The organism is Ruegeria sp. R13_0 (genome assembly GCF_017743995.1).
Lineage (GTDB): Bacteria > Pseudomonadota > Alphaproteobacteria > Rhodobacterales > Rhodobacteraceae > Ruegeria.
On record NZ_JAGHRB010000001.1, the window covers coordinates 22,110 to 48,861 of the forward strand.

Annotated in this window: 19 protein-coding genes; 14 read left to right on the plus strand and 5 right to left on the minus strand. The window is 59.2% G+C overall.

Annotation, left to right across the window (positions count from 1 at the left end):
* Positions 1 to 50 precede the first annotated feature (50 nt).
* The 3 genes from J7394_RS00135 to J7394_RS00145 all read right to left on the minus strand — a co-directional run bounded on the left by J7394_RS00135 (position 51) and on the right by J7394_RS00145 (position 6,589).
* The gene (locus J7394_RS00135; protein WP_209250154.1) at positions 51 to 3,488 is read right to left on the minus strand and encodes a pyruvate carboxylase; all 3,438 of its coding nucleotides are present in this window, start codon (positions 3,486 to 3,488) and stop codon (positions 51 to 53) included.
* 146 nt (positions 3,489 to 3,634) lie between these two features.
* Positions 3,635 to 4,771, minus strand: a complete 1,137-nt coding sequence (locus tag J7394_RS00140; RefSeq protein WP_209250156.1) for an alpha-hydroxy acid oxidase — start codon at positions 4,769 to 4,771, stop codon at positions 3,635 to 3,637.
* A 39-nt stretch (positions 4,772 to 4,810) separates the two neighbouring features.
* Positions 4,811 to 6,589, minus strand: a complete 1,779-nt coding sequence (locus J7394_RS00145) for a diguanylate cyclase (protein ID WP_247747980.1) — start codon at positions 6,587 to 6,589, stop codon at positions 4,811 to 4,813.
* Positions 6,590 to 6,769: 180 nt separating this feature from the next.
* Here J7394_RS00145 and J7394_RS00150 point away from each other — a divergent pair, with 180 nt between their 5' ends.
* Positions 6,770 to 9,175, plus strand: coding sequence for an ATP-dependent helicase (locus J7394_RS00150; protein ID WP_209250157.1), 2,406 nt, complete (start codon positions 6,770 to 6,772; stop codon positions 9,173 to 9,175).
* A 409-nt stretch (positions 9,176 to 9,584) separates the two neighbouring features.
* Here the strand turns inward: J7394_RS00150 and J7394_RS23085 are convergent, their stop codons facing one another.
* A complete protein-coding gene (locus J7394_RS23085) occupies positions 9,585 to 9,932 on the minus strand; it encodes a DUF1127 domain-containing protein (protein WP_371811903.1) in 348 nt (115 codons plus the stop codon).
* 779 nt (positions 9,933 to 10,711) lie between these two features.
* On the opposite strand from J7394_RS23085, the gene mraZ reads away from it, so the two are divergent.
* The 9 genes from mraZ to J7394_RS00200 all read left to right on the plus strand — a co-directional run bounded on the left by mraZ (position 10,712) and on the right by J7394_RS00200 (position 20,403).
* Complete coding sequence (gene mraZ, locus J7394_RS00160) at positions 10,712 to 11,215, plus strand: division/cell wall cluster transcriptional repressor MraZ (RefSeq protein ID WP_170460901.1); 504 nt, start codon at positions 10,712 to 10,714, stop codon at positions 11,213 to 11,215.
* Between the two features lie 4 nt (positions 11,216 to 11,219).
* Complete coding sequence (gene rsmH / locus J7394_RS00165; RefSeq protein ID WP_209250694.1) at positions 11,220 to 12,212, plus strand: 16S rRNA (cytosine(1402)-N(4))-methyltransferase RsmH; 993 nt, start codon at positions 11,220 to 11,222, stop codon at positions 12,210 to 12,212.
* Complete coding sequence (locus tag J7394_RS00170; protein WP_209250158.1) at positions 12,209 to 12,577, plus strand: cell division protein FtsL; 369 nt, start codon at positions 12,209 to 12,211, stop codon at positions 12,575 to 12,577. The genes rsmH and J7394_RS00170 overlap by 4 nt, the downstream gene beginning before the upstream one ends.
* The gene (locus J7394_RS00175) at positions 12,574 to 14,361 is read left to right on the plus strand and encodes a penicillin-binding protein 2 (protein ID WP_209250159.1); all 1,788 of its coding nucleotides are present in this window, start codon (positions 12,574 to 12,576) and stop codon (positions 14,359 to 14,361) included. Before J7394_RS00170 ends, J7394_RS00175 begins: the two co-directional genes overlap by 4 nt.
* Positions 14,362 to 14,383: 22 nt before the next feature.
* Positions 14,384 to 15,865, plus strand: a complete 1,482-nt coding sequence (locus J7394_RS00180) for a UDP-N-acetylmuramoyl-L-alanyl-D-glutamate--2,6-diaminopimelate ligase (RefSeq protein ID WP_209250160.1) — start codon at positions 14,384 to 14,386, stop codon at positions 15,863 to 15,865.
* Positions 15,862 to 17,256: a UDP-N-acetylmuramoyl-tripeptide--D-alanyl-D-alanine ligase gene (murF, locus tag J7394_RS00185; protein ID WP_209250161.1), complete on the plus strand. Its 1,395-nt coding sequence runs from the start codon at positions 15,862 to 15,864 to the stop codon at positions 17,254 to 17,256. The genes J7394_RS00180 and murF overlap by 4 nt, the downstream gene beginning before the upstream one ends.
* 35 nt (positions 17,257 to 17,291) lie before the next feature.
* Positions 17,292 to 18,374, plus strand: coding sequence for a phospho-N-acetylmuramoyl-pentapeptide-transferase (gene mraY, locus J7394_RS00190; protein ID WP_170643045.1), 1,083 nt, complete (start codon positions 17,292 to 17,294; stop codon positions 18,372 to 18,374).
* Between the two features lie 148 nt (positions 18,375 to 18,522).
* Positions 18,523 to 19,923 (plus strand): UDP-N-acetylmuramoyl-L-alanine--D-glutamate ligase, encoded by a 1,401-nt coding sequence (gene murD / locus J7394_RS00195; protein WP_209250162.1) that lies wholly within the window; start codon positions 18,523 to 18,525, stop codon positions 19,921 to 19,923.
* 99 nt (positions 19,924 to 20,022) lie between these two features.
* Positions 20,023 to 20,403, plus strand: a complete 381-nt coding sequence (locus tag J7394_RS00200; RefSeq protein ID WP_209250163.1) for a glycine zipper family protein — start codon at positions 20,023 to 20,025, stop codon at positions 20,401 to 20,403.
* 23 nt (positions 20,404 to 20,426) lie between these two features.
* Here the strand turns inward: J7394_RS00200 and J7394_RS00205 are convergent, their stop codons facing one another.
* A complete protein-coding gene (locus tag J7394_RS00205) occupies positions 20,427 to 21,605 on the minus strand; it encodes an NAD(P)/FAD-dependent oxidoreductase (protein ID WP_209250164.1) in 1,179 nt (392 codons plus the stop codon).
* Positions 21,606 to 21,856: 251 nt separating this feature from the next.
* Here J7394_RS00205 and J7394_RS00210 point away from each other — a divergent pair, with 251 nt between their 5' ends.
* The 4 genes from J7394_RS00210 to murC all read left to right on the plus strand — a co-directional run bounded on the left by J7394_RS00210 (position 21,857) and on the right by murC (position 26,724).
* Positions 21,857 to 22,930, plus strand: coding sequence for a Hint domain-containing protein (locus tag J7394_RS00210; RefSeq protein ID WP_209250165.1), 1,074 nt, complete (start codon positions 21,857 to 21,859; stop codon positions 22,928 to 22,930).
* A 127-nt stretch (positions 22,931 to 23,057) separates the two neighbouring features.
* On the plus strand, positions 23,058 to 24,221 hold the full coding sequence (gene ftsW, locus J7394_RS00215; protein ID WP_209250166.1) for a putative lipid II flippase FtsW: 1,164 nt from the start codon (positions 23,058 to 23,060) through the stop codon (positions 24,219 to 24,221).
* A complete protein-coding gene (locus J7394_RS00220; protein WP_209250167.1) occupies positions 24,221 to 25,318 on the plus strand; it encodes a UDP-N-acetylglucosamine--N-acetylmuramyl-(pentapeptide) pyrophosphoryl-undecaprenol N-acetylglucosamine transferase in 1,098 nt (365 codons plus the stop codon). Before ftsW ends, J7394_RS00220 begins: the two co-directional genes overlap by 1 nt.
* Positions 25,315 to 26,724 carry a UDP-N-acetylmuramate--L-alanine ligase gene (gene murC, locus J7394_RS00225; protein WP_209250169.1) on the plus strand — a complete coding sequence of 470 codons (1,410 nt, stop codon included), beginning with the start codon at positions 25,315 to 25,317 and terminating at the stop codon, positions 26,722 to 26,724. Before J7394_RS00220 ends, murC begins: the two co-directional genes overlap by 4 nt.
* Positions 26,725 to 26,752 lie beyond the last annotated feature (28 nt).

Below are 26,752 nucleotides of genomic sequence, written 5' to 3' on the forward strand. Positions count from 1 at the left end.
AGGCCGCCCGGTTCCCCGAGCGGCCCTTGTGCTTTTGAAAACTAAACCGGTTATTCCAGTTCGACCAGCAGGTCCTTTGCGTCAATTTGGCCGCCGGGCTGGACATGGATGGCAGAGACCACGGCGTCGCGTTCGGCGTGGATGCCGGTTTCCATCTTCATCGCCTCAATGGTCAGCAGCAGATCGCCTTCCTTGACCTCTTGGCCTGCGGTGACAACAACGGTCGCCACAACACCCGGCATCGGCGCGCCGATGTGGTTGGCATTGCCGACCTCGGCCTTTGGTCGGGCCTGCGTGGTGGCGGTCACGAGGCGGTTGGGCACTCGAATGACACGGGGCTGGCCGTTGAGTTCGAAGAACACTTTGACTTCGCCTTTCTCGTCGGTCTCACCGATGGCCTGACAGCGGATTTCCAGCGTCTTGCCCGGATCAATCTCTGCCGTGATCTCTTCGCCCGGCTCCATTCCGTAGAAAAAGGTGCGGGTCGGCAGGGTGCGCACCGGACCATAGGCGCGGTGACGGCCCATATAGTCGAGGAACACCTTTGGATACATCAGGTAGCCGTTCAGATCCTCGTCATCGACCTCTTTGCCGTCCAGTTGCTTGGACAGGTCGGCGCGAGTGGCCTCGAGATCGACGGCGGGTACGTTCTTGCCCGGACGCTCGGTATTGGGGGCCTCATCCTTGAGGACCTTCTGAAGGATCGCAGGCGGGAAGCCGCCCGGAGGCTGCCCCAGATTGCCGCGCATCATATCCACGACCGAGTCGGGGAAGGCCACATCTGTTGCTGGGCTTTCCACTTCTTCGCGTGTCAGGCCCTGGCTGACCATCATCAGTGCCATGTCACCGACAACCTTGGAGGACGGCGTTACCTTCACGATGTCACCGAACATCTGGTTCACGTCAGCATAGGTCTGGGCGACCTCGTGCCAACGCTCTTCCAGCCCCAGAGAACGCGCTTGCGCCTTGAGGTTGGTGAACTGACCGCCGGGCATCTCGTGCAGATACACCTCAGAGGCCGGGGCCTGCAGGCTTGATTCAAAGGCCGCGTACTGGCCGCGCACAGCCTCGAAGTAGTCGCTGATCTCACGGATCGATTTGATGTCCAGGCCGGTATCCCGCTCGGTATGGCGCAGCGCTTCGACCACAGTGCCCAGCGTGGCCTGAGACGTGTTGCCCGAGAAGCTGTCCATCGCGCAATCGACCGCGTCGACGCCCGCTTCAGACGCCGCCAGAATGGTGGCGCTGGCGATGCCTGCGGTGTCATGCGTGTGGAAGTGGATCGGCAGGCCGACCTCTTCCTTCAATGCGCGGATCAGGATCTTGGCCGAGGCCGGTTTCAACAGACCTGCCATGTCTTTCAGGCCCAGAATATGCGCCCCTGCATCGCGCAGCTCTTTCGCCATGCCGACATAGTACTTCAGGTCGTATTTCGAGCGATCCGGGTCCAGAATGTCGCCAGTATAGCAAACGGTGCCTTCGCAGATCTTGCCGCTTTCAACGACCGCATCCATCGCCACGCGCATGTTTTCAACCCAGTTGAGCGAGTCGAACACGCGGAACACGTCGATCCCTTGCGAGGCCTGACGCACGAACTCCTGCACCACATTGTCAGGGTAGTTGGTATAGCCAACACCGTTTGCGCCGCGCAGCAGCATCTGGGTCATCAGGTTCGGCATCCCCTCGCGCAGGTCACGCAGGCGCTGCCACGGGCATTCCTGCAGGAAGCGATAGGCCACGTCGAACGTCGCGCCGCCCCAGCATTCCACCGAGAACAGCTGCGGCAGGTTCGCGGCATAGCTGGGCGCGACCTTGATCATGTCGATCGAGCGCATCCGTGTCGCCAGCAGCGATTGGTGACCGTCCCGCATCGTGGTGTCGGTGATCAGCAGCTGACGCTGGGCTTTCATCCAGTCGGCCACGGCCTGTGGGCCCTTTTGCTCCAGCAGGTTGCGGGTCCCCATCTGGGGTTCGGCTTTCTGAGCGGGAGCTTTCGCCTCTTTCAGATCGGCGCGCGGCTCAGGGCGATCCTTGGTTTCGGGGTGACCGTTGACGGTGATGTCCGCGATATAGGTCAGAACCTTGGTGCCCCGGTCACGGCGCTTTTTAAAGGCGAACAGGTCCGGCGTCTCGTCGATGAACTTGGTGGTGTATTCATTCGACAGGAAGGTCGGGTGCTTCAGCAAGTTTTCCACGAAAGCGATGTTGGTAGAGACGCCGCGCACGCGGAATTCACGCAGGGCGCGGTCCATCCGGGCAATCGCCTTTTCGGGCGTCGGTGCCCAAGCGGTGACCTTCGTCAGCAGCGAGTCATAGTAGCGCGTGATTACGCCGCCCGCATAAGCGGTGCCGCCGTCCAGACGGATGCCCATACCTGTGGCCGAGCGATAGGCGGTGATGCGGCCATAGTCCGGGATGAAGTTGTTCAGCGGATCTTCGGTGGTCACACGGGTCTGCAGCGCGTGGCCGTTCAGGCGGATCTCATCTTGGTTGGCTTTGCCAGTGGCCTCGGCCAGCGTCTTACCTTCAGCGATCAGGATCTGAGCCTGCACGATGTCGATGCCAGTGACTTCTTCGGTGACGGTGTGCTCCACCTGAACGCGCGGGTTCACTTCGATGAAGTAGAACTTGCCGGTGTTCATATCCATCAGGAATTCGACGGTGCCTGCGCATTCATAGTTCACATGGGCGCAGATGCGGCGGCCCAGTTCGCAAATCTCGGCGCGTTGTTCTTCGGTCAGATACGGGGCAGGGGCGCGTTCAACGACCTTTTGGTTCCGGCGCTGGACCGAGCAGTCACGCTCATAGAGGTGATAGATCTCACCGTGTTTGTCACCGAGGATCTGAACCTCAACGTGACGGGCGCGGGTGATCATCTTTTCCAGATAACCCTCACCGTTGCCAAATGCGGCCTCGGCTTCGCGGCGACCTTCCAGAACTTTCTCCTCCAGCTCGTCCTCGGACAGGATCGGGCGCATGCCGCGTCCACCGCCGCCCCAACTGGCCTTCAGCATCAATGGGTAGCCGATCTCGGCCGCCTCTTTCTTGATCGCGGCCATGTCATCGCCCAGAACTTCGGTTGCGGGAATAACCGGCACGTCGGCGGCAATGGAAACCTTTCGGGCACTGGCCTTGTCGCCCAGGGCGCGCATGGTTTCGGCCTTAGGACCGATGAAGGTGATGCCGTTCTGAACACAGGCATCCACAAAGTCCGGGTTCTCGGATAGCAGGCCGTAACCGGGGTGGATCGCGTCCGCACCCGATTCCTTGGCAACGCGGATGATCTCGTCAATCGACAGATATGCCGCGACGGGGCCAAGACCTTCGCCAATTCGGTAGGCTTCGTCCGCCTTGAAGCGGTGCAGGCCTAACTTGTCTTCTTCGGCAAAGACCGCAACGGTGCGTTTCCCCATCTCGTTGGCTGCGCGCATCACGCGAATGGCAATCTCGCCGCGATTGGCGATCAGGATCTTCTTGAAATCGGTCATATTGGGTCCCGGTCTTGGTGTTTCGGCCGTGTTCATAGGCGGAGAATACGCGCAGGTGTATCAGTGGTTCTGGGTATAACCGGCATGTTAACGCTCGCAAACGGCCATTGTTCGCGCGTTTCTTGTAGCGTTGCTGCGCCGCAGCATCAATCTTCGTGATGAATCGTCTTGATTTGGGTCAGGTCGGCAAGGCCCATCTGTCCCATATTTGCGAGCATATCCTGCCGCAACAGGTCAATCACATGAGCTGGTCCTTTGGAGCCAAGTGCCGCCAGCCCATACAAAAAGGCCCGTCCAAGCATGACGAAATCGGCCCCCTTGGATAATGCGCGAAGGATGTCCAACCCGCCTTCGATGCCGCTGTCGAAGATCAGAGGCAGGCCGGTGACGCTGCGAATCTCCGGTAGAACTTCGATGCTGGCGGGGGCACCGTCAAATTGACGGCCTCCGTGGTTCGAAACCCAAAGCGCGTCCACCCCGGCTTGTTCAAGCATTTCGGCATCGTCGGGGCGCATGATTCCCTTGATCACGAAGGGCCCATCCCACTGATCGCGCAACCGTTTGACGTACTCCATGTCCGGTGACATACGCAGCAAGTATCCGACATGGGCCGTGACCGGCATCGATTTCTTGTTGTCGATATATTTGTCCAACGTGCGCATTTTGGGCATGCCCTGTCGCAGCATCCCAAACGCCCAAGCGGGGCGCCGCGCGACTTGGGCCAGCAATCTCGGCGTCAGCCTTGGCGGATGGGTCAGCCCTGAGCGTGTCTGACGCTCTCTGCGGGACGCGACAGGAACATCTGCTGTCAGGACTAAAGTTTTAAATCCTGCCTGTCGGGCGCGGGCCAGAAAATCTGCTCGAATCTCGGGATCCCTAGGCGGGTAAAGCTGGAACCAGGCGTTTTCACCTAGATGAGAGGCCAGATCCTCCGGGGATTGGCTGGCCACCGTTGACAATGTGTAGGGCAGAGAGGCCTGCGCAGCTGCACGCGCCAAGATGCCTTCTGCGTCCGGCCAGATCAGACCCGACATGCCGATCGGCGCGATTCCGAACGGAAGTGGGCACTCCTGCCCCAGGAAACGCGTGCTGGTGTCGTATTCCAGTTCACCTTTTAGAATCGCGGGGAGTAGCCGTACCGAGTCCAGTGCCGTTCGGTTTCGAAGCATGGCCGTTTCGGTCCCTGTTCCGCTTTCGGTATACTCCCAAACAAAATGCGGAAGCCGTCGTCGGGCGCGTCGTTTCAGGTCGGCAATGCCGGGATAGGTGCTGTGCAGGTCCATGGCGTTTGATCCGACCTACACTGCGATTCGGCAAGGGGATCACGCCGCGTCAGGCTTATGTTTGAGCGATTTATGCCCCGGACGTTCAGCCGCCGAGTCGGCAGGAACACTTGCAACGCGCACCTGATTTCGACCGTTGTCCTTGGCTGAATAGAGGGCATCATCGGCCGCTCGCATCAAGTCTTGCGGCATCGTCCCATGTGCAGGGTAATGCGCTACCCCGACCGAGATCGTGATCCGCGGGAGGGACTTGTCGCCATATCTGACCGAGACGGCCTCAACCGCTTGGCGGAGGGTTTCAGCCCGTGTCACCGCATCATCCGGCGTGTTGTCGGGGAGAATCAGCATGAATTCCTCGCCACCGATGCGGCAGGCGATCTCATCGCGGTCGCACCCCTGTTCCAAAGCGGCGCCCACGGCACGCAGAACCATATCACCCGCGTCATGCCCATGCGTGTCGTTGAACTTCTTGAAATGATCCACATCCACTGCGATCAGGCTGAGCGGTGCTCCGGTTTGCTGGCTGCGGCTGATTCCCCGGCGGAGGCTGTCGGTCATGTGGCGTCGGTTGAACAATCCTGTCAGAGGATCGCGCACGGATTGGTCATGCAATTGATCACGCATCCGCACATTGGCAATCGCCATGCTGATCTGTTCCGCACAAAGCTGCGCCAGTTTCTTGCTGGCGTGAAAGGCCTCACACTTCCCCTCGTGCGCGCGCAGGTGCAACAGACCGACCGTTTCGCCATGAGCGAGAATCGGAAAACAGAAATAGGCCCGCCCGTCATGGGGTTCGGCATGCTCGCAGACAAAATCAATCTCCGACGCCCCGAACTCATAGGTCCGTCCACGGCGCAAGCCCCAGCAGCCCTCGGGGTGGATATGCGCCTTATGGGTGCCACCGTTCCAACTGGCACATCCGTCCAGAACATCGCGTGAATTGGAATAGACATAAACGCTGCCTTCAGCCTCGGGCAGGATATGCGTCATGAAACGTGAGACCATGTCGAACAGCTCGTCCAGTGAGCGGCTGGATTGCAGCCATTCATTCAACTCGCCTAGCAGCCGCACTTCGCGCGCGAGGCGCAGTTGGTCGTCCATCAACTCTCGTTCTTTCTCCGCACGCACGCGCAGCACGCCCAATTGCCGACGATTGTTGCGATGCACGATCAGGATCACCGCCGACAAGGCTAGCAGGACTACCGCACTGATCGCGATCAGCGACATGCGAACCCGATCAATGAACAGGTTCCTCACATCCGTGATGTCGGAATAGAACTCAATCGCGCCGAGGAATTTTCCGCTTTGAATCACAGGCGTGTAAATTTCGGCGACGTGGCGGGTGTTGCTGTCCAGGTTCTCCAACTGGCCGGCGTTCAGCGAATCCACCTCGGCGATGGGCTTTTCTTCATGCTTGTAGAACAGGTTGCCCATGGCCACCACGTCCTTGAAATACGGTTTGGTATTCACCGAACCGACATCGCCATCGCGGGTTGACCAGAACACCTCACCCGAGGAATCGAACAGTTTGAAGCGGTAGATATCCGAGGTTTCAGGCAGCAAGCTTAGAAAAGCCTCATCATGTTGGCTGAGGATGTGCCGCTCGAAACTGGTCTTGACGTCAAAAAGCTGGCTTTCCACCTTCTTTTCCAGGCGTACGGCGTGATGGCGCAGATCCGATTCCAGCATGCGATCCACAAGCGGGGCAGGCAGCGTATATATCCCCCAACCGGCCAAAGCTGTCAGAGCGATCAGCGTTGCCGTGCTGACAAAGACCTTCAGCTTGCCCATAAGGCGTGCTTTTGCTGTCTGTTCCATACCCGCGTTCTCCCACAAAGTGCAGAGCAGCATCGGCAAGAGGTTTTGACAGAGTGTTAACTTCCTTGCATGTGGGGGTGTGAAAGTGATTAAGATTTGTATGACCCCGAAGGAAAATTCGCGCGAACAAGGCGTGAACAAACTCTTTTCCTTTTGGACCATCCAGCGTAGTTTGCCGATATGAGCAGTTTTGACGAAATGGACGCCTTCGAGGGCGCATCGCTATCAGCGCGGGCCATGGCTCGCAGGGCTCCGCTGGACGACCGTCACTTGAAAGGCTTGAATCAGGCCCAAGAGGAAGCCGCCAAACAGGTTTTTGGGCCGGTTTTGATTCTCGCTGGTGCCGGGACGGGGAAAACAAAAACTCTGATGGCGCGACTTGCGCAACTCGTTAAATATGGTCACGCATCTCCGCACCAGATATTGGCTGTAACGTTCACCAATAAAGCTGCGCGTGAGATGGCAGACCGTTTGGCGAAGACCCCGTTTGAATTGGATCACCCAATCAGATGGATGGGCACGTTTCATTCCCTTAGTGCAAAATTGTTGCGTCGTCACGCCGAATTGGTTGACCTAAAGTCGAACTTCACAATTCTGGATACCGATGATCAACTAAGGTTGCTCAAACAGTTGCTTAAGGTCAACAATATTGACGACAAACGCTGGCCTGCACGGATGCTGGCCGGAATCATCGACGATTGGAAAAACCGCGCACTGACGCCAGGCAAGGTGCCCTCAACTGACGCGGAGGCGTTCAACCACAAGGGCATCGAACTGTACACCCAGTACCAAGGCCGCTTACGTGATCTGAATGCGGTGGATTTTGGCGACCTGCTGCTGCATATGGTCACGATTTTTCAAACACGACCTGATGTACTGGAAGTTTATCAAAACCGGTTCCGCTACATCCTTGTGGATGAGTATCAGGATGCCAACGTCGCTCAGTACCTCTGGCTGCGTCTGCTGGCCGGAGGGCACAAGAACATCTGCTGCGTGGGCGATGACGATCAGTCGATCTATGGCTGGCGCGGCGCCGAGGTGGGCAACATCCTGCGGTTCGAAAAGGACTTTCCCGGCGCCTTTGTGGTGCGGTTAGAGCAGAACTACCGCTCGACGCCTCACATTCTGGCGGCTGCGTCGAATGTGATCCGTGGCAATGAAGGCCGCTTGGGCAAAGAGCTTTGGACCGATGCCGAGGATGGTGAGAAGGTTCGACTGATCGGCCATTGGGATGGTGAGGAAGAGGCGCGCTGGATCGGGGAAGAGATCGATGCGATGCAGGGCGGAACGCGCGGTGTGCGGCCGATGAACCTCGACCAGATCGCCATTCTGGTCCGCGCCTCGCATCAGATGCGCGCGTTTGAGGATCGGTTTCTGACGATTGGTCTGCCCTATAAGGTGATCGGAGGCCCTCGGTTTTATGAGCGGATGGAGATTCGCGATGCCATGGCCTATTTCCGGTTGGTGGTCAGCCCCGAGGACGATCTGGCGTTCGAGCGGATCGTGAACACACCCAAACGCGGCCTTGGCGACAAGGCGCAACAGACGATTCAGATGACGGCGCGGGAACATGGGGTGTCGCTGGTAGAAGGCGCTCGGATTGTCGTTGAAGAAAAACTGATCGGCGCGAGAGGTGTCAAAGCGCTGCGCGAATTGATCGACGGATTGGCGCGGTGGAATGCGCTGACGCGCGGGCCACGGATCGAGGTCGATGACGAAACGGTCATCGACGATGGGGTGTCGCCCATTCGCTATGGTGCGCCGGAGCACACGCATATCGAGCTGGCGCAGATCATCTTGGACGAATCCGGCTATACCGGGCATTGGCAAAACGACAAGACGCCCGAGGCTCCGGGCCGGTTGGAAAACCTCAAGGAACTGGTGAACCAGCTGGACAATTTCGAGAACCTGCAAGGGTTTTTGGAGCATGTCAGCCTGGTGATGGACAATGAACAAGAGGGCGACGGGGCGAAGGTCTCGATCATGACGCTGCACGCGGCAAAGGGGTTGGAGTTTCCCGCCGTGTTCCTGCCGGGGTGGGAGGACGGTTTGTTCCCCTCACAACGCTCCATGGACGAATCGGGCCTCAAGGGCCTCGAGGAGGAACGGCGGCTCGCATATGTGGGCATTACCCGCGCAGAGGAGGTCTGCACGATTTCTTTCGCAGCCAACCGACGGGTGTTCGGGCAATGGCAAAACGCGATGCCGTCGCGGTTTATCGACGAATTGCCCGAGGATCATGTGGAGGTTCTGACGCCTCCGGGGCTGTATGGCGGTGGGCAAACAGCTGCGACGATCGAAACCCGCGCGGCCGAGGCGAATGTCTACAACTCTCCGGGCTGGAAACGGATGCAGGCGCGGCAGGGGCAGTATGGGATGTCCCAGCCCAAAGAAAGCCGGAATACGGTGATTGATGCCACGGCCATTGCCAGTTTCACCTTGGGTGAGCGGGTGTTTCACCAGAAATTCGGCTATGGCGCGGTGATCGGCATCGAAGGCGACAAGGTCGAGGTCGATTTCGATAAGGCGGGGGTGAAAAAGGTGGTCTCGCGCTTTCTCACGGCAAAGGATGACGTGCCGTTCTGAGCATTTGCGAGGCTCTGCCTCGCGCTCCGAGGTATTTTTGAACAGAAGAAGCAGGGGGCGTTTTGCGTCCCCTTTCTTGTTGCGCGAATGAAAAACGGCGGTTTCCCAGGGAGGAGGAAGGGAAACCGCCGTTCTTTTCTACATCAGGGCAGGGAGGAGGAGAGCCCCGATGTATCTGAACCCGGGTTTGAGCCCGGTATGAGGAAGACGCGGTGACGTCAGGGAGGAGGAGAGACGTCACCGCGCGCTTTCAACACCGGGCAGGGAGGAGGAGAGCCCGGTGTGTCCTGGTCCGGCGTTGCAAGGCCGGTATTAGGTGCGGCGACGTCAGGGAGGAGGAGAGACGTCGCCGCTGATTACAGACCCTAAAGGGAGGAGGAAGGGTCTGATCTCGTTTATTCGTTTGCGCTTAGCGCGCTGTGAAGTCGTTAGCCGCCTGACGGGCCAGGCCGCGGATCATTGCGCGGCTCAGGCCGAGATCGGCCAGCTCGCGGTCTGACAGCGCGGACAGCTCAGCTACCGTCTGGCGGTACAGGCGGTAACGGGCAAAACGTGTCTTTGCGGCCTCGATCATGGTGGTGATACCGCCAAAATGAGTCCCTTTGAGTGCCGTAGTGTTCGTTGCCATTGCCATCTTACCGTTCCGTTCATTCTTGCCTTGCTGACCGGTGTCAGCGTCTGCTTGAGGATGAAAATAGGCAAATGCTGCGAATGCACAATAGCCTGCAACGTCAATGCTGCTATGCAGCAAATGCATGGATATCAGGGCCTTGCTAGTCTCGATTTGAAATGACCCATGATTTTTTGGGGTTTGAGGGACCTTGAAAGCAACGTTTCGGTTGAAGCAAATTCCTGTCGTGCCGTTCGGCTTGCCCGGAGTTTGAGCGCAGCTGCGAAAGTTTGTGCGTTTGGTGGACGATTTGTTTCAACTCGATCACGAGAAAGCGATCTGGAATCCTGGCGTGGGAATTCGCGGGCCTAGATCAAAATGACCACATTCCGCGCGGTTTCCTTCCATATGATTCTTTGTTTTTGGCGTTGCTGATGGGTCTCAGTTGGCAAAAACTCCGAGAATTTAAATTTTTTTGGGAATTCATGGGTGATCGCGGGAGGTTCTTGGGGTCACCATATATAGCTATCGATTGACTTTGAACGTCGATATGAGGTGTGTTGGTTCTAAAATTGGCTCAAAATCCACCTTGTTTTCATAGCCCGTATTAGAAAGTGCCCAAAATTTCCTGTTGATTTCCATGAATTCCCATGTCATCCCTAATGCATCCGATGAGGACGAGGCAGCAGGGGCAGCAAACGACCCCAACCAAAAATAATCAGGTTTCATACAGGCATCTCGCTTTCATCACTCAAGAGATCCGGCGCGCGGGCGAGCAGACATCCCCCCAGGTGGCGCGTGCAGCTGGACATCCCGCAAAGCGGGCCAATGCGGCGGGTTGATCAGTGGCAGCAGATCAACCCGCCGTTTTTCATCCGGGGGGAACGTGAAATTCAAGTGGGGCGCAAGCGAAAGGGACAGTCGTCTTGGCGCGCAGGTTTAGAGGTGAAAGCCACCATAAGGTGGACACGAAGGGCAGGGTCTCGATCCCGGCCTCGTTTCGCCGTGTGCTTGAATCGTCTGATCCCAATTGGCAGCCCGGTGACAATCCTGAGCTTGTGATTGTCTATGGCGACCACCGCCGCAAATACCTGGAATGCTATACTATGCAGGCGATTGATGAGGTCGACGACAAAATCGACGCTCTGCCGCGAGGCTCGATGGAGCGTAAGATGCTTCAGCGTATGTTCCATGGTCAGTCCTTTCCGACTAATGTGGATGAAACCGGACGTCTGGTTTTGCCGGCCAAGCTGCGCAACAAGATCGACCTTGAGAATGAGGCCTTCTTCATAGCCGCCGGTGACACCTTCCAGATCTGGAAGCCCGAGACCTATGAGGTCGAAGAACTGGCCAAAGCCGAGGAATGGATGGACGATCTGCCGGATGATTTCGACCCGATGGTCTATCTCGATGGCGTTGGGGACGCGTAACGGCATGTCCGGCGCGGTCTCTTCATCTTCGAACCCACATATTCCTGTCTTGCTGCGCCCTTTACTGGCGGCGGTATCTCCGGTGGCGGGCACTTGGCTAGACGGCACGTTCGGTGCAGGTGGGTATACGAGAGGTCTGCTTGAGGCTGGGGCCGAGAAGGTGATCGGCGTGGATCGCGATCCGCTGGTGTTTGAGATGGCTGCAGACTGGGCGGGTGACTATGGCGACCGCCTTGTGATGCAGCCCGGTGTATTCTCGCGCATGGATGAATACGCGCAGGATCTTGAAGGGGTTGTACTGGACCTCGGGGTTTCGTCCATGCAGCTGGATCTGGCCGAGCGCGGCTTTTCCTTCATGAAAGACGGCCCGCTCGACATGCGCATGAGCCAAGAGGGTGAAAGCGCCGCCGATCTGGTCAACGCCGCGACTGAGGCGCAATTGGCCGACATCCTGTTCCACTACGGTGAGGAGCGTGCAAGTCGGCGTATCGCCAAGGCTGTTGTCAAAGCCCGCGCCGAGGAACCCATCACCACGACCTTGCGTCTGGCCGAGATCATCGAATCCTGCCTGCCGCGCCCCAAGCCGGGACAATCGCACCCTGCGACGCGCAGTTTTCAGGGCCTGCGGATTGCGGTGAACGCGGAATATGACGAGCTGTTTCAGGGTCTTATGGCTGCCGAGCGGGCTTTGAAGCCCGGCGGGCAACTGGCCGTTGTGACCTTTCATTCCATCGAAGACCGCATGGTTAAACGGTTCTTCCAGTCTCGGGCTGGTAAGACTGGGCGGGCCAACCGCTATGCGCCCGAGATGGAACAGGAACTGCCGCAATTCACGCTCAAGACCCGCAAGGCCGTCGGGCCGGATGAGAAGGAATTGCAGGAAAACCCGCGTTCGCGATCGGCCAAGCTGCGTGTCGCGATCCGTACTGAGGCTCCGGCGGGGGAAATTGAGGCCCGCGCCATTGGGATGCCGCAACTTGGGGGAAGGGCAAGATGAAGAGTATTCTGTATGTGTTGACCGCTCTGTCCGTGTTCGGATTGGCCTTGTGGGCCTATCAGGAGAACTACCGGACCCAGCAAGTTGTAAAGGAAACGCAGGCGCTGCAGGGTGAGATCGGCGTAGCGCAGGTCAAGCTGGCGGTTCTGAACGCCGAATGGGCCTATTTGAACCGCCCCGATCGTTTGCGTGAACTGGCCGATTTGAATTTCGAACGCATGGGCCTGTTGCCCTTGCGCGCCGAGCAATTCGGACGTGCGGATCAAATCGCCTATGCCGAGGACCCCGACCTGCCGGTTGTTGAGCCGATCGAGCTGCAGGCGATCACCGATATTCAGGCCTTGGGTGAGGTGCAGATTCCATGACCCGCACTCCCCTCCGCCCTCTGGCCCGTGTTCTGGATGCCCGCGCCAAGGGTGAAAACCCAAAGGTCATCGAGCGCGAGAATATCCGCCAACGTCATGAAAAGATGAAAGACCGCGCTCGCGCCCGCGCCGAGGGGCGTCTTTTGGTTTTGGGCCTGTTCTTCTTTTGCGCCTTTTCAGTTGTGGGTGTCCGCATGGGCATGCTGGCGACGTCCGAGGCGCAAGAGCCGCTGGCCAGCGCGCCCGGTGCCTCAATCGCCATGCAACGCGCCAACATTGTTGATCGCGAAGGGCGCATTCTGGCGACCAATCTGGATACCTACTCAGTCTACGCCCAACCGCCTTTGATGATTGATCCGATTGCGGCAGCCGATCAGCTGGTCGCGATTTTCCCGGATCTCGACAAAGAGCGTCTGGTCAAGGACTTCACCGGTAAACGCAAGTTCCTGTGGATCAAGAAACGCATCTCGCCCGAGCAGAAACAGGCGGTGCATGACATCGGCGATCCAGGTATCCTGTTCGGCCCGCGCGAAATGCGCCTCTACCCGAATGGCAAGCTGGCAGCGCATATTCTTGGCGGCTCGGGTTTTGGCCGCGAAGGTGTGAGCGCGGCCGAAGTGATCGGTGTTGCCGGGGTCGAGAAGAAGTTCGACGACTATTTGCGAGACCCGGCCAACGGCAACAAACCGCTGCAACTGTCGCTCGACCTGACCATTCAGGCCGCAGTCGAGCAGGTGCTGTATGGCGGGATGAAGATCATGAACGCCAAGGGGGCCTCGGCTGTTCTGATGAACGCGCATACGGGCGAGGTGATCTCGGCCGCGTCTCTGCCTTCGTTTGACCCCAATGACCGTCCGCGCCCGCCGACCTCGGGCTTTGATCCGTCGGATAGCCCTCTGTTCAATCGTTACGTGCAGGGTGTTTATGAACTAGGATCGGTCTTCAAAATCTTCACTGCCGCGCAGGCGGTGCAACTTGGATTGGTGAATTCCGAGACTATCATCGACACCTCCGGTCCGATGAAGATCGGCCGTTTCCCAATTGGTGAGTTCAACGGCAAGAACTATGGCAAGATCAGCGTGGCGGATGTGATCGTTCACAGTTCGAACCGCGGGACTGGGCGGCTGGCTTTGCAAATCGGTTCAAAACGCCAGCAGAGCTTTCTGGAAGCGCTGGGCATGTTCGAACCCACCCCGTTCGAGATTGTCGAAGCCGCAGGCGGTGCGCCCCTCAAGCCCAAGAAATGGGGTGAGTTGAGCACGGTCACCATCTCTTACGGTCACGGCCTGTCGACCAGCCCGATGCATCTGGCGGCGGGGTATGCCGCGATTGCCAATGGCGGGCACTATGTCAGCCCGACGATCCTACGCCGCAATGGCCCTCAATACGGCCCACGTGTGATGTCCGAAAACACCGCGCGTCAGGCGCAGAAGATGCTGCGCAAAGTGGTGACCGACGGCACGGCCAGTTTTGCTGAGGTCAAAGGCTATGACGTTGCGGGCAAGACCGGCACCGCCGATAAGCCCAAACCGCGTGGCGGGTATTATGATGACAAGGTGATCGCCACTTTTGCCACCATTTTCCCGGCTTACGACCCGAAATATGTGCTGGTCGTTACTTTGGACGAGCCATCCATTCTGGCCTATGGCGAAAAGCGTCGGACTGCAGGTTGGACCGCGGTGCCTGTGGCGGCTGAGTTGATCGGCCGTGTCGCGCCCTTGTTAGGCCTGCGTCCCCGGCTTGAGCCTGAGGCGAGCGCTGCTATAACCCTGACCTCGAATTAGGGTGCCAGAGAACAGGTGGGTCATGGGCGCAAGAACAAAGAAACTCAGCCAACTGGCCCTGACAGCACGCGGAGGCGCGAATCCAGACATCACCGGATTGGCCGTCGATAGCCGTGAGGTCAAAGACGGTTTCCTTTTCGCAGCGCTTCCCGGTACGCGCGTCCACGGGGGTGAGTTTATCCAATTCGCTCTGCGCATGGGCGCTGCTGCTATTCTGACCGACGCTGAAGGCGCGCAGATCGCCGAGGCCGAACTGGCCGCATCCGACGCTGCCTTGGTGGTGGTTGAAGACCCGCGCCAAGCATTGGCTGGGTCCGCTGCACTTTGGTTCGGGACGCAACCGCAGACGATTGTTGCGGTCACTGGGACCAATGGCAAAACCTCGGTCGCTACATTCGTCCGCCAGATCTGGGCTGAGCTTGGCCACGCCGCCGTCAACCTTGGCACCACCGGGGTCGAAGGCGCATGGACCGCGCCGCTGGCCCATACCACGCCCGAACCGATCACCCTGCATCGCTGCCTGTCTGAGGCCGCCGAGAATGGCGTGACCCACGCGGCGATGGAGGCGTCCTCGCATGGGTTGGAACAGCGGCGACTGGACGGGGTGCATCTGGCCGCAGCGGGCTTTTCGAACTTCACGCAGGATCATCTGGACTATCACGAGACGTTCGAGGCCTATTTCGCGGCCAAAATGGGCTTGTTCGACCGGGTTCTGCCGCAGGACGGCACCGCAGTCATCAATCTCAGCGACCCGAAGGGTGCGCAGGTGCGCAAGATCACTGAGGCGCGGGGACAGTCTGTTCTGACCGTCGGACTGGGCGAGGCCGACCTGTGCTTGATGAACCAGCGGTTTGACTCGACCGGGCAGGATTTGCGGTTCTCGTGGCAGGGCAAGACCTTCCAGACGCGCCTGAACTTGATCGGAGGGTTCCAGGCCGAAAACATCCTGCTGGCCTGTGGACTGGTTATCGCAGCAGGTGACGACCCTGAGCGGGTGTTCGAGACCCTGCCGCATCTGACAACGGTCCGGGGTCGCATGCAGCTCGCCGCAACCCGCGACAACGGCGCGGCGGTGTTTGTGGACTATGCCCATACGCCTGATGCCGTCGCCACGGCTTTGAAAGCGCTGCGCCCGCATGTGATGGGCCGTCTGATCGCTATTGTTGGCGCGGGCGGAGATCGCGACGCAACCAAGCGCCCGCTGATGGGAAAGGCCGCCGCCAATCACGCGGATATCGTCTTTGTCACTGACGACAACCCGCGCAGCGAAGACCCGGCCTCTATCCGCGCCGCTGTGATGGAGGGCGCGGCAGAGGCGACCGAAGTAGGTGACCGGGCTGAGGCTATTTTGCGGGGTATTGACGCTTTGCAACCCGGCGATGCGCTGCTGATTGCAGGCAAAGGCCATGAAACCGGCCAGATCGTAGGTGATCAGGTGCTACCCTTCGATGATGTGGAACAGGCGAGCATTTCCGTGGCCGCTCTGGACGGGAGGGTCGCATGACGCTCTGGACTGCGGCGGAGGCCGCCTCTGCAACCGGCGGGCGCGCCACCAGTGATTGGACTGTGGATGGCGTGTCGATTGATACGCGGACTTTGCAACCGGGAGACCTGTTTGTCGCGTTGAAGGCCGCGCGTGACGGCCATGATTTTGTAGCTCAGGCGCTGGAGAAGGGCGCTGGCGCCGCCTTGGTGTCGTATATCCCTGAAGGGGTGTCCGAAAATGCGCCTCTGTTGATTGTCGACGATGTGCAATCCGGACTGGAAGCACTCGGACAGGCCGCCCGGGCCCGGACCGAGGCGCGTGTGGTGGGAGTGACAGGGAGTGTTGGCAAGACCTCAACCAAGGAAATGCTGGCCACCATTCTGGAAACGCAGGGAAAAACCCATGCAAGTGTCGCCAGCTATAACAACCATTGGGGTGTGCCACTGACGCTCGCGAGGATGCCGCAAGACACTGAATTTGCGGTTATTGAGATCGGGATGAACCATCCGGGCGAGATTGCGCCTCTGGCCCGTCAGGCGCGCCCGCATGTGGGTTTGGTGACGACCGTGGCGGCTGTGCACCTCGAAGCTTTCGAGTCTGTCGCTGGCATCGCGCATGAGAAAGCGGCGATCTTTGAAGGGTTGGAGCCCGGTGGTGCAGCCATCGTGAACGCTGATGTCGAACATGCGGGTATATTGCGTCAGACAGCACAAGGCCTCGGCGCCGGAATCGTTGAGTTCGGTCGGCAGGCTGCAGATTACAAGCTGACCAACGTGACAGCTGGACCAGACTCCGTTCATGCACGGGCTGAAGTTGGTGACACCCTGTTTAACTTCGACGTCCAATCGGCAGGTACTCATTTTGCGATGAATGCGCTGGGCGCGTTGGCAGCCTGTGTTGAGATGGGTGTCGATCTGGATCAGGCAATAGACAGTTTGCGCAGCTGGTCCCCGGTCAAAGGGCGCGGGGTTCGGGAAACTCTGCCGCTGGCGAGTGGCGGTCAGATCGAACTGCTGGATGACAGCTACAACGCCAACCCGACCTCGATGGAGGCTGCGCTGGACGTCTTGGCCGCCTCGAACGGAAGGCGCCGCATCGCCTTTTTGGGCGACATGAAGGAGTTGGGCCCGCAAGAGGCCGCAATGCATGCTGGCATGGCCGAGGTAAGCGCGATGGCGCAGGTCGATCAGGTTCACTGTATTGGTCCGTTGATGAAAGCGCTGCACGAGGCTTTGCCGGATACAAAGAAAGGCCTGTGGTTTGAAACCAGCGCCGAGATGGCCGAACACCTGCCGGATTTGATCGAAAGCGGCGATACCGTGCTGGCGAAAGGCTCGCTCAGCATGGCGTTGGCCCGGATTGTTGACGGTCTGCGGAAAATGGGGCAAGGGGGCGCGCTTGACGGGTAACGCGCCCGTGCGCCTCGTGTGAGAAAGGTACTGTAATGCTGTATTGGTTGACCGCCCTGTCGGACGGAGGGGATTTCTGGAACCTCTTCCGCTATATCACGTTCCGCGCGGGTGGGGCCTTTTTGACGGCGCTGATCTTTGGGTTTCTGTTTGGCAAACCACTGATCAACGTATTGCGCCGTAAGCAGGGCAAAGGCCAACCTATCCGTGATGACGGGCCCGAGGGGCATTTCTCCAAAGCCGGAACGCCAACAATGGGTGGCTTGCTGATCGTAGGCGCGCTGGTCACGTCAACGCTGCTTTGGGCGCGCTGGGACAATCCCTACGTCTGGATGGTGCTGTTCGTGACGCTGGCTTACGCGGCGATCGGGTTTGCGGATGACTATGCCAAGGTCTCCAAGCAGAACACCAAGGGTGTGTCTGGCAAAATGCGCCTGGCACTGGGGATAATCATTGCCGTTTTGGCCGCCTTCTGGGCGTCTTTGCATCATCCGGAGGCTTTGCAGAACCAGCTGGCGGTGCCGATCTTCAAGGATACTCTGGTTAATCTAGGGATCCTCTATATCCCGTTTGCCGTTATCGTGATTGTGGGTTCTGCCAATGCTGTAAACCTGACCGATGGCCTTGACGGTTTGGCAATCATGCCCGCGATGATTGCGGCCACGACGCTGGGGATTATCGCTTACGCGGTGGGTCGCGTCGACTTTACTGAGTATCTGGATGTGCACTACGTACCCGGAACGGGCGAGATTCTGATCTTCACCTCGGCCCTGTTCGGCGGTGGCCTTGGGTTCTTGTGGTATAACGCCCCGCCTGCGGCTGTGTTCATGGGCGATACCGGGTCGCTCGCCTTGGGTGGCGCGCTGGGTGCGATTGCCGTGGCGACCAAGCACGAGTTGGTGCTGGCCGTGGTCGGCGGCCTTTTTGTGGTCGAGGCGCTGAGTGTGATCATACAGGTTCTCTACTTCAAGCGCACTGGCAAGCGCGTGTTCCTGATGGCTCCGATTCACCATCACTATGAGAAAAAAGGCTGGGCGGAACCCACCATCGTGATCCGGTTCTGGATCATTTCGCTGATCCTCGCGATGATCGGTCTGGCGACGCTGAAGGTCCGGTAGCCCTCCCGCCAGGTTCAGAGGGCCTGCGGCCCTCTTGCCACCTGTTGGGCATGGCTCGCGCTGGCGCGCGAGCCTGAAAGCGCCCTTGCCATCGGGTTTTTCTTCGGTGCAGTGTGGCGCGCATTCAAGTTGAAAAGAAGAGGGCGGCATGATCGCGGTCAAAGGTTTCTCAGGGCAGAAGGTCGCCGTTTTGGGCCTTGGTCGGTCGGGTTTGGCGACCGCGCGTGCGTTGCGTGCCGGTGGGGCGGAGGCGATCTGTTGGGACGACAATCCGGCAGCGCGCGAAACCGCTGAAGGGGAGGGGTTTCAATGCCTCGATCTGCGGCGCCACGGGGCGTTTGATGAGATCGCCACGCTGATCGTCTCGCCCGGTATTCCGCATCTTTACCCTCAACCGAACCCGGTGGTCGCCGCTGCATTGGAGGCTGGCGTGCCGGTGGACAACGATATCGGCCTGTTCTTTCGATCCTTTGCGGGGCCGGAGTGGAACAACTACGACACGCCGCCGCGCGTGATCGCGGTGACCGGGTCGAACGGCAAATCGACCACGGCAGCCCTGATCCATCACATCCTGTCCGAGGCGGGGCGTGAGGCGCAGTTGGCGGGCAATATCGGGCGTGGCGTGTTGGATATAGACCCCGGCGGCGATGGATCGGTCGTGGTGCTGGAGCTGTCGAGCTATCAGACCGAGTTGGCCCGCGCATTGACGCCTGACGTAGCGGTGTTCACCAACCTATCGCCGGACCATCTGGATCGACACGGTGGAATGGGTGGGTATTTCGCCGCCAAGAGACGCCTCTTTGCCGAGGGCGGGCCAGACCGTGCTGTGATTGGCATTGATGAAGCCGAAGGCGCATTCCTGGCGGGGCAATTGGCCGAGGGTCCGGCGGATGATCGGGTGATCCGCATCTCGGTTGAGCGCAAACTGACCGGTCCGGGATGGCAGGTTTTTGCCCGCAAAGGCTTTCTTTCGGAGTATCGCAAAGGACGGCAGACCGGCTCGATTGATCTGCGCGGCATAAAGGGGTTGCCAGGGGCGCATAACCACCAAAACGCCTGTGCTGCCTATGCCGCTTGCCGGTCTCTGGGTCTTGCGCCGCGCGTGATCGAGGATGCCTTGCACAGCTATCCGGGCCTGCCGCATCGCAGTCAGATCATCGCCGAAGCGGGTGGGGTGACGTTCGTGAACGACTCCAAGGCGACGAATGTGGACAGTGCGGTGAAAGCTCTGAGCGCGTTCAAGAAGATCCGCTGGGTTTGCGGTGGGTTGGAGAAAGAAGGCGGCATCGACGCCCTGAACGGTGCCTCGGATCAGGTGATCAAGGCCTATGTGATTGGGCGCGAGGCGGCGGGTTTCGCCATGCAGCTAAAGGTCGAGGCGCAAGTCTGCACCACAATGGCCGCTGCCGTTGAGCAGGCCATAGCCGACAGCAAGGCAGGGGAGACCGTCTTGCTGGCCCCTGCAGCCGCCAGTTTCGACCAATATGACAATTTTGAGCAACGCGGGGATGACTTCGCGGCGCAGGTTCAAAAACACCTTAACGCCTAGCCCGTTTGCAATTCCTTGCCGATTGGGCGACAGTTTGCGGGTATCGGCTTGAAGCCGTTTAAGAATTTGCTTTTCTGCTCGGAAATTCAAAAAGAGGTCATGGATATGCCTAACCCGAAATCCCTTCTGATCGTCCCGGCGCTGCTGCTGGCTGGGGCCTGCACGAATACAGGCGCAAACTACGTGCCCGTTATTGATGGCCCGGTTGGCCCTAATTATCAGTCAGACCTGCTGCAGTGTCAGCAACTGGCGGCTTCTCAGGCGGCGGTTGACGGGGCGACGGCTGGCAACGCAGCGATCGGTGCGGCGGGTGCTGCGGCGACCACGGCGATCATTCAGGACAGCAGTGACAATCTGGGTCGCGCTGCTGCGGCGGGGGCTCTGATCGGGGCCGGGGCTGACGTGATCGCAAAGAACCAGAACAAGGAAGTCATCGTGCGCAACTGCATGCGCGGACGCGGCTATAACGTCGTCGGCTAGGGCCGCGCAATCGATCGCGTCGGCTAACGCGCGGAAATGGCCTTTCCGGCGGCATGGCCCGAGGACCAAGCCCACTGGAAGTTATAGCCGCCAAGCCATCCGGTGACATCCACCGCTTCACCAATCGCATAGAGGCCGGGGACATCTCTGGCCTCCATCGTTTTTGACGATAGGTCATCTGTGTCGATCCCGCCTAGAGTGACCTCGGCGGTGCGGTAGCCTTCGGTCCCTGAAGGGGTCAGCTGCCATTCTGACAGTGCCGAGATCAGATCGTTCAGCGCCGCGTCCGACTGATCGGCAAGGTTGCCCTTCATCGGGATATGTTGGGCGAGGTGATCCACCAACCGCGATGGCAAGTGCCGGGCGAGTTCGGTGGTCAGAGCCTTGCGCCCTCCGGCTTGTCGCTGATCGCGCAGAAGATCGAACAAGGGCAGGTCCGGGATCAGATTGACGCGGATCGCTTCTGCCTCATGCCAATATGACGAGAGTTGCAGCACTGATGGCCCGCTGAGGCCGCGATGGGTGAACAGAAGTGCTTCGTCAAAACTGTTGCGGTCGTTGGACAGCCGCGCGGGCAGAGAGACGCCAGACAGTTCCTTGAACCTCCCGTCCGAGAAAGTGAACGGAACCAGCGCAGCACGGGTATCTGTGACGCGCAGATTGAATTGCTGCGCGATGTCATAGGCGAGACCGGTTGCACCCATTTTGGGGATCGACTTGCCGCCGGTGGCCAGCACTAGGTTGTGGCAGGTCAGGCTGTGCCGCGCACCTTCGCGATCGACCTCCAGCGCAAACCCGGCTTCGGTCTTGCGCAGCGCTTTGACCTCGGTCCGTAGCCATAAGTCAGCCCCTGCGCGGGTCATCTCATCCAGCAGCATCTGAACGATCTGCTTCGAGGAATCGTCACAAAACAACTGCCCCAGCGTTTTCTCATGCCATGCGATGCCGTGACGCCCGACCAGATCGATGAAATCCCATTGCGTATAGCGCGCCAAAGCGGATTTGCAGAAATGCGGGTTTTGCGACAGGAAATTGGCAGGCCCCGCATACATATTGGTGAAGTTGCAACGCCCGCCGCCCGAGATGCGTATCTTCTCGCCCGGCGCTTTCGCGTGGTCGATCACCAACACGCGCCCGCCGCAATGCGCGGCGCACATCATGCCAGCTGCTCCGGCACCAAGGATGATCGTATTGTAAGTCATGCGCTGCGCATGGCGCGGATTAGCCCGGATGGCAAGCTCTGGTAAGACACCTGCGCAAAAATAGAGCGTGTACAAAGGCCAGCTTGTATCAGGCGAAAGGCGCAGTTTCCGCAGCCGAGAGCGCCTGAACAGCAACAGATTCGTGTATTTTGAGTCAGTGTGAGGTCTACCATCTGTTACATTGGCCTATGTGACGGTAGAAAAGTGCCAAGTTCCGAGTTGTTTCCCGTATTACGGAGTGTATCCAAACCATGCCGACCAATGTTTTCGGCGCGTTCCGAACCGATACTGATCTGTCTGCGAATGACGTTACCTTCGATCCGACAGGCGTTGTCTTCGAGATTTCGGCCTACAGCCAGATCACCATCGGGGATGGGGCCGACGCTACAATCATCGATGGTGATGATCAGAACAACGAGTTTCCAAACGATCCAACGCAGACCTTCAACGGCAATGTGATCTTCTGGGACTTTACCATCGAAGTCACTGACGGCACCAATACGTACCAGATCGGTATTTTCGACTATGACATCGACGGCAATGGAAACTCGAACGTCATCAATGCGGAATCCGGTTTCTTCATTGGGTTTCTTGATGGCTCTGTTCCACCGCTGAACACACCTCTGACGGTCAACGGGGTTATCGATAACGGCCCCGATATTGATGTCGATACGGTAGTACCTTGTTTCGTTTCGGGCACCTTGATCGATACACCCGACGGCCCGCGATTAATTGACGATCTTGACCCGGGTGATTTTGTTCTTACCCAGGACAACGGCGCTCAACCGATCCGTTGGATTGGCAAGCAAAGCCTCGACAAAATAGATCTGACGCTGAAACCCAAGCTAAGGCCGATCCATATCGCAAAGGGTGCTTTGGGGCAGGGAGTGCCTGCGCGTGATCTTTGCGTCTCGCCACAACACCGCATGTTGGTCAGGTCAGCCATTGCTGAGCGCATGTTCTCCAAAAATGAAGTCTTCGTTCCGGCTTGCAAACTGCTCGATCTGCCCGGTGTTTCAGTGCAGACAAGCGGCGCGACGGTTACGTATATCCATCTTCTCCTTGACCGCCATGAGGTCATCTTTGCCGAGGGCGCGCCGACGGAAAGCTTGTTCACGGGTCCCGAAGCGCTTAGGGCGATCGGGAAGGATGGGGTCGAAGAATTGCGGCAAATTTTCCCGCAATTGTTTTTAGACACCCACGAGCCTGAACATGCGCGACTGGTCCCTAGACGTGGGCGCCAAATGCGCAATCTGGTGCAGCGTCACGTGAAAAACGGTAAGCCAGTGGTTCAAAGAAAGGCTCAGGCTAGCAGGGGCGGATGACATCTCGTTAAGGCGCGGTTTTTCGTTTGCACGGCTCATTTCCCTAGCCCAAACGCCAATTTCCCTGTAGACTCTCACACAGATCCCGAAAACGGGACGCGAGTGAGGCAGTAAGTGGCGGTATCTCATGACTGAGATGGTGTATGGCGCGGTCCAGGACCAGCGCGGGGAACCGATTCTACCAAAGTGGTGGCGGACGATTGATCGCTGGACGATGTCCTGCGTTCTGATTCTGTTTGTCATCGGATTGTTGCTGGGGCTGGCCTCATCGCCGCCTCTGGCCGGGCGCAACGGGTTCGATCCGTTCCACTATGTCGAACGACAGGCGCTCTTCGGCGGATTGGCGCTGATCGCGATGTTGTTGACTTCGATGATGTCTCCGACACTGCTGCGCCGTCTGGCGGTGCTGGGCTTTCTGGGGGCCTTCGTGGCGCTGGCGTTCCTGCCGGTCTTCGGGACGGATTTCGGAAAAGGGGCCGTGCGCTGGTACTCACTGGGCTTCGCCTCATTGCAACCGTCCGAGTTTCTAAAGCCCGGATTTGTGGTCGTTGCGGCGTGGCTGCTGGCAGCCTCGCAAGAGATTAACGGCCCTCCGGGGCGGTTGTGGTCCTTTGCGCTGTGTATGGCGATTGTTGGCATGCTGGTGATGCAGCCTGATTTCGGGCAAGCCTGCCTGATCCTCTTTGGCTGGGGCGTGATGTATTTCGTGGCCGGAGCGCCGATGCTTTTGCTGGTTGGCATGGCCGGAGTGGTCGTTCTGGGTGGGATGTTCGCCTATTCCAACTCGGACCACTTTGCCCGCCGCATCGACGGATTTCTGAACCAAGAGGTCGATCCGACCACTCAGCTGGGCTACGCGACCAACGCCATCCGCGAGGGCGGTTTGTTTGGTGTTGGCGTGGGGGAGGGGCAGGTCAAATGGTCTCTACCCGACGCGCATACGGATTTCATCATCGCTGTGGCGGCCGAGGAATATGGGCTGATCCTGGTGCTGATCATCATCGCGCTGTATTCGATTATCGTTGTGCGCTCACTGATGCGCCTGATGCGTGAGCGGGACATGTTCATCCGTCTGGCTGGCACTGGCTTGGCGTGTATGTTTGGCGTTCAGGCGATGATCAATATGGGTGTGGCCGTGCGCTTGTTGCCCGCAAAGGGCATGACGCTGCCCTTTGTTAGCTATGGCGGTTCATCCCTGATTGCGGGCGGTATTGCGGTCGGCATGTTGCTGGCCTTCACACGCTCGCGCCCACAGGGTGAGCTTGGTGATATTCTGCGCGGACGAGGCTGATGGGCAAACCTTACCTGTTGATTGCGGCTGGCGGCACCGGGGGCCACATGTTCCCGGCGCAGGCTATGGCCGAAGCGATGTTGCAAAAAGGCTGGCGCGTGCGTCTGTCGACCGATCCCCGGGGTGCTCGCTATACTGGGGGCTTCCCGCACACGACCGAGATTGTCGAGGCGTCATCGGCCACTTTCGCACGCGGCGGCTTGGCCGCAAAGGCGCTGGTGGGGCCGAAGATTGCGGGCGGCGTGACCAGCATGGCGATGCAGATGTTGCGCGACCGTCCGGATGTGGTTGTGGGCTTTGGCGGCTACCCGTCGATCCCGGCGCTGGGCGCGGCAACACTGCTGAAACTGCCGCGTATGATCCATGAACAGAACGGCGTTTTGGGGCGTGTGAACCAGCTCTTCGCCACACGCGTGGCCCAAGTGGCCTGCGGTGTTTGGCCGACCGATCTGCCCGAAGGGTCCAGCGGCATTCACACGGGTAACCCGGTCCGGGCCTCGGTGCTGGAGCGGGCCGGTGCGCCCTATATCCCGCCGGGCGAGTATCCGATGTCGGTGCTGGTGATGGGTGGCAGCCAGGGCGCGCGTATCCTAAGCGACGTGGTGCCCGAAGCAATTGCCGCTTTGCCCGAATTCCTACGCGGGTTCATTCGCGTTTCGCATCAGGCCCGCGACGAGGATGGAGAGAGGGTCACGGCCTTCTACGCCGATCACGGTATTCGCGCGGATGTTCAGCAGTTCTTTGATGACGTTCCGCGCCGCATGTCGGATGCGCAGCTTATCGTCAGCCGTTCGGGCGCATCGAGCGTGGCCGATATCTCGGTCATCGGCCGCCCGTCGATCCTGATCCCCTTTGCCGCCGCTGCAGGGGATCACCAAACCGCCAATGCCCGAGGGCTGGTGCAAGCGGGTGGGGCGATCATGATCCCCGAAAAGGCGCTTGACGTTCCCTCACTGACCGAGCAAATGACCACGGTTTTGACCAGCCCCGAAGCCGCACAGAAAATGGCCCATGCCGCCCTCTCGACCGGAGCCCCCGACGCCACCGAGCGTCTGGTCGCCCTTGTCGAGCAATTGGCGCAGAAGGAGACCACATGACCCCCGCAACCAAACTGCCGCAGGACGTAGGACCGATCCATTTCGTTGGGATCGGCGGGATCGGGATGTCGGGGATCGCCGAGGTGTTGCTGAACCTTGGCTACCGGGTGCAGGGGTCTGACCTGAAAGCGTCGAAGATCACGGATCGGTTGGCGTCTCTGGGGGCCGAGATATTTGTGGGGCAGAAGGCCGAAAATCTGCAAAACGCTGCCGTAGTCGTCACATCCACCGCGATCAAACCGGGCAATCCGGAGCTTGACGAAGCGCGTGCGCAGGGCCTGCCGGTTGTCCGTCGCGCTGACATGCTGGCGGAACTGATGCGCTTGCGCTCGAACATCGCGATCGCCGGGACGCATGGCAAAACCACCACGACCACGATGATGGCCGAGCTGATGGTGGCCGGAGATTTCGACCCTACGGTCGTCAATGGCGGCATCATCCACGCCTATGGCTCCAACGCGCGCATGGGGCAGGGCGAATGGATGGTGGTCGAAGCCGACGAATCCGACGGTTCCTTCAACCGCCTGCCCGCAACCATCGCCATCGTCACCAATATCGACCCCGAGCATATGGAGCATTGGGGTGATTTCGATACGCTGCGCGACGGGTTCTATGAGTTCGTATCGAACCTGCCTTTCTACGGTCTGGCGGTGTGCTGCACGGATCATGCCGAAGTGCAGGCGCTAGTCGGGCGCATCACCGACCGCCGCGTGCGCACCTATGGCTTCAACGCGCAGGCCGATGTGCGGGCCGAAAACCTGACCTACAAGGGCGGCGTCGCGCATTTCGATATCCACCTGCAATACGAAGACAAGGTGATAGAAGGCTGCACTCTGCCGATGCCAGGTGATCACAATGTCTCGAACGCGTTGTCGGCAGTTGCGGTGGCACGTCATCTGGGCATGAAAGCATCCGAAATTCGCGAGGCTCTGGCCAATTTCGGCGGCGTCAACCGCCGTTTCACCAAGGTCGGAGAGATCGACGGCGTCACCATCATCGACGATTACGGCCACCACCCGGTCGAAATCGCTGCCGTCCTGAAAGCGGCCCGCCAAGCCACCGAGGGCCGCGTGATCGCCGTTCACCAACCGCACCGTTATTCGCGCTTGTCCAACCTGTTCGATGATTTCTGCACCTGCTTCAACGACGCTGACGTTGTTGCCATCGCCGATATCTTCGCTGCCGGAGAGGATCCGATTGAGGGTGCGTCGCGCGATGATCTGGTGCAGGGCCTCATCCGTCACGGTCACCGCCATGCGCGGGCCTTGCTGGACGAAAACGATCTGGAGCGTCTGGTCCGCGAACAAGCCCGCCCGGGCGACATGGTCGTGTGTCTCGGTGCCGGGACCATCAGCGCATGGGCGAACGGGTTGCCTGAGCGGTTGCAACGAAAACAGGCTGTTTGACGGCTGATCTTATTTACTGCACAACCTG

Excerpts from the sequence above, each read along its gene's own strand:
- J7394_RS23085 (WP_371811903.1), bottom strand. The coding sequence starts at position 9,932 with ATGCATTTGCTGCATAGCAGCATTGACGTTGCAGGCTATTGTGCATTC.
- ftsW (WP_209250166.1), top strand. The coding sequence starts at position 23,058 with ATGACTGAGATGGTGTATGGCGCGGTCCAGGACCAGCGCGGGGAACCG.
- J7394_RS00200 (WP_209250163.1), top strand. The coding sequence starts at position 20,023 with ATGGATATGCCTAACCCGAAATCCCTTCTGATCGTCCCGGCGCTGCTG.
- mraY (WP_170643045.1), top strand. The coding sequence starts at position 17,292 with ATGCTGTATTGGTTGACCGCCCTGTCGGACGGAGGGGATTTCTGGAAC.
- J7394_RS00205 (WP_209250164.1), bottom strand. The coding sequence starts at position 21,605 with ATGACTTACAATACGATCATCCTTGGTGCCGGAGCAGCTGGCATGATG.
- J7394_RS00170 (WP_209250158.1), top strand. The coding sequence starts at position 12,209 with ATGAAGAGTATTCTGTATGTGTTGACCGCTCTGTCCGTGTTCGGATTG.
- J7394_RS00220 (WP_209250167.1), top strand. The coding sequence starts at position 24,221 with ATGGGCAAACCTTACCTGTTGATTGCGGCTGGCGGCACCGGGGGCCAC.
- rsmH (WP_209250694.1), top strand. The coding sequence starts at position 11,220 with ATGTCCGGCGCGGTCTCTTCATCTTCGAACCCACATATTCCTGTCTTG.
- J7394_RS00145 (WP_247747980.1), bottom strand. The coding sequence starts at position 6,589 with ATGGAACAGACAGCAAAAGCACGCCTTATGGGCAAGCTGAAGGTCTTT.
- J7394_RS00180 (WP_209250160.1), top strand. The coding sequence starts at position 14,384 with ATGGGCGCAAGAACAAAGAAACTCAGCCAACTGGCCCTGACAGCACGC.
- J7394_RS00140 (WP_209250156.1), bottom strand. The coding sequence starts at position 4,771 with ATGGACCTGCACAGCACCTATCCCGGCATTGCCGACCTGAAACGACGC.
- murD (WP_209250162.1), top strand. The coding sequence starts at position 18,523 with ATGATCGCGGTCAAAGGTTTCTCAGGGCAGAAGGTCGCCGTTTTGGGC.
- murF (WP_209250161.1), top strand. The coding sequence starts at position 15,862 with ATGACGCTCTGGACTGCGGCGGAGGCCGCCTCTGCAACCGGCGGGCGC.
- J7394_RS00175 (WP_209250159.1), top strand. The coding sequence starts at position 12,574 with ATGACCCGCACTCCCCTCCGCCCTCTGGCCCGTGTTCTGGATGCCCGC.
- J7394_RS00210 (WP_209250165.1), top strand. The coding sequence starts at position 21,857 with ATGCCGACCAATGTTTTCGGCGCGTTCCGAACCGATACTGATCTGTCT.
- J7394_RS00150 (WP_209250157.1), top strand. The coding sequence starts at position 6,770 with ATGAGCAGTTTTGACGAAATGGACGCCTTCGAGGGCGCATCGCTATCA.
- J7394_RS00135 (WP_209250154.1), bottom strand. The coding sequence starts at position 3,488 with ATGACCGATTTCAAGAAGATCCTGATCGCCAATCGCGGCGAGATTGCC.
- murC (WP_209250169.1), top strand. The coding sequence starts at position 25,315 with ATGACCCCCGCAACCAAACTGCCGCAGGACGTAGGACCGATCCATTTC.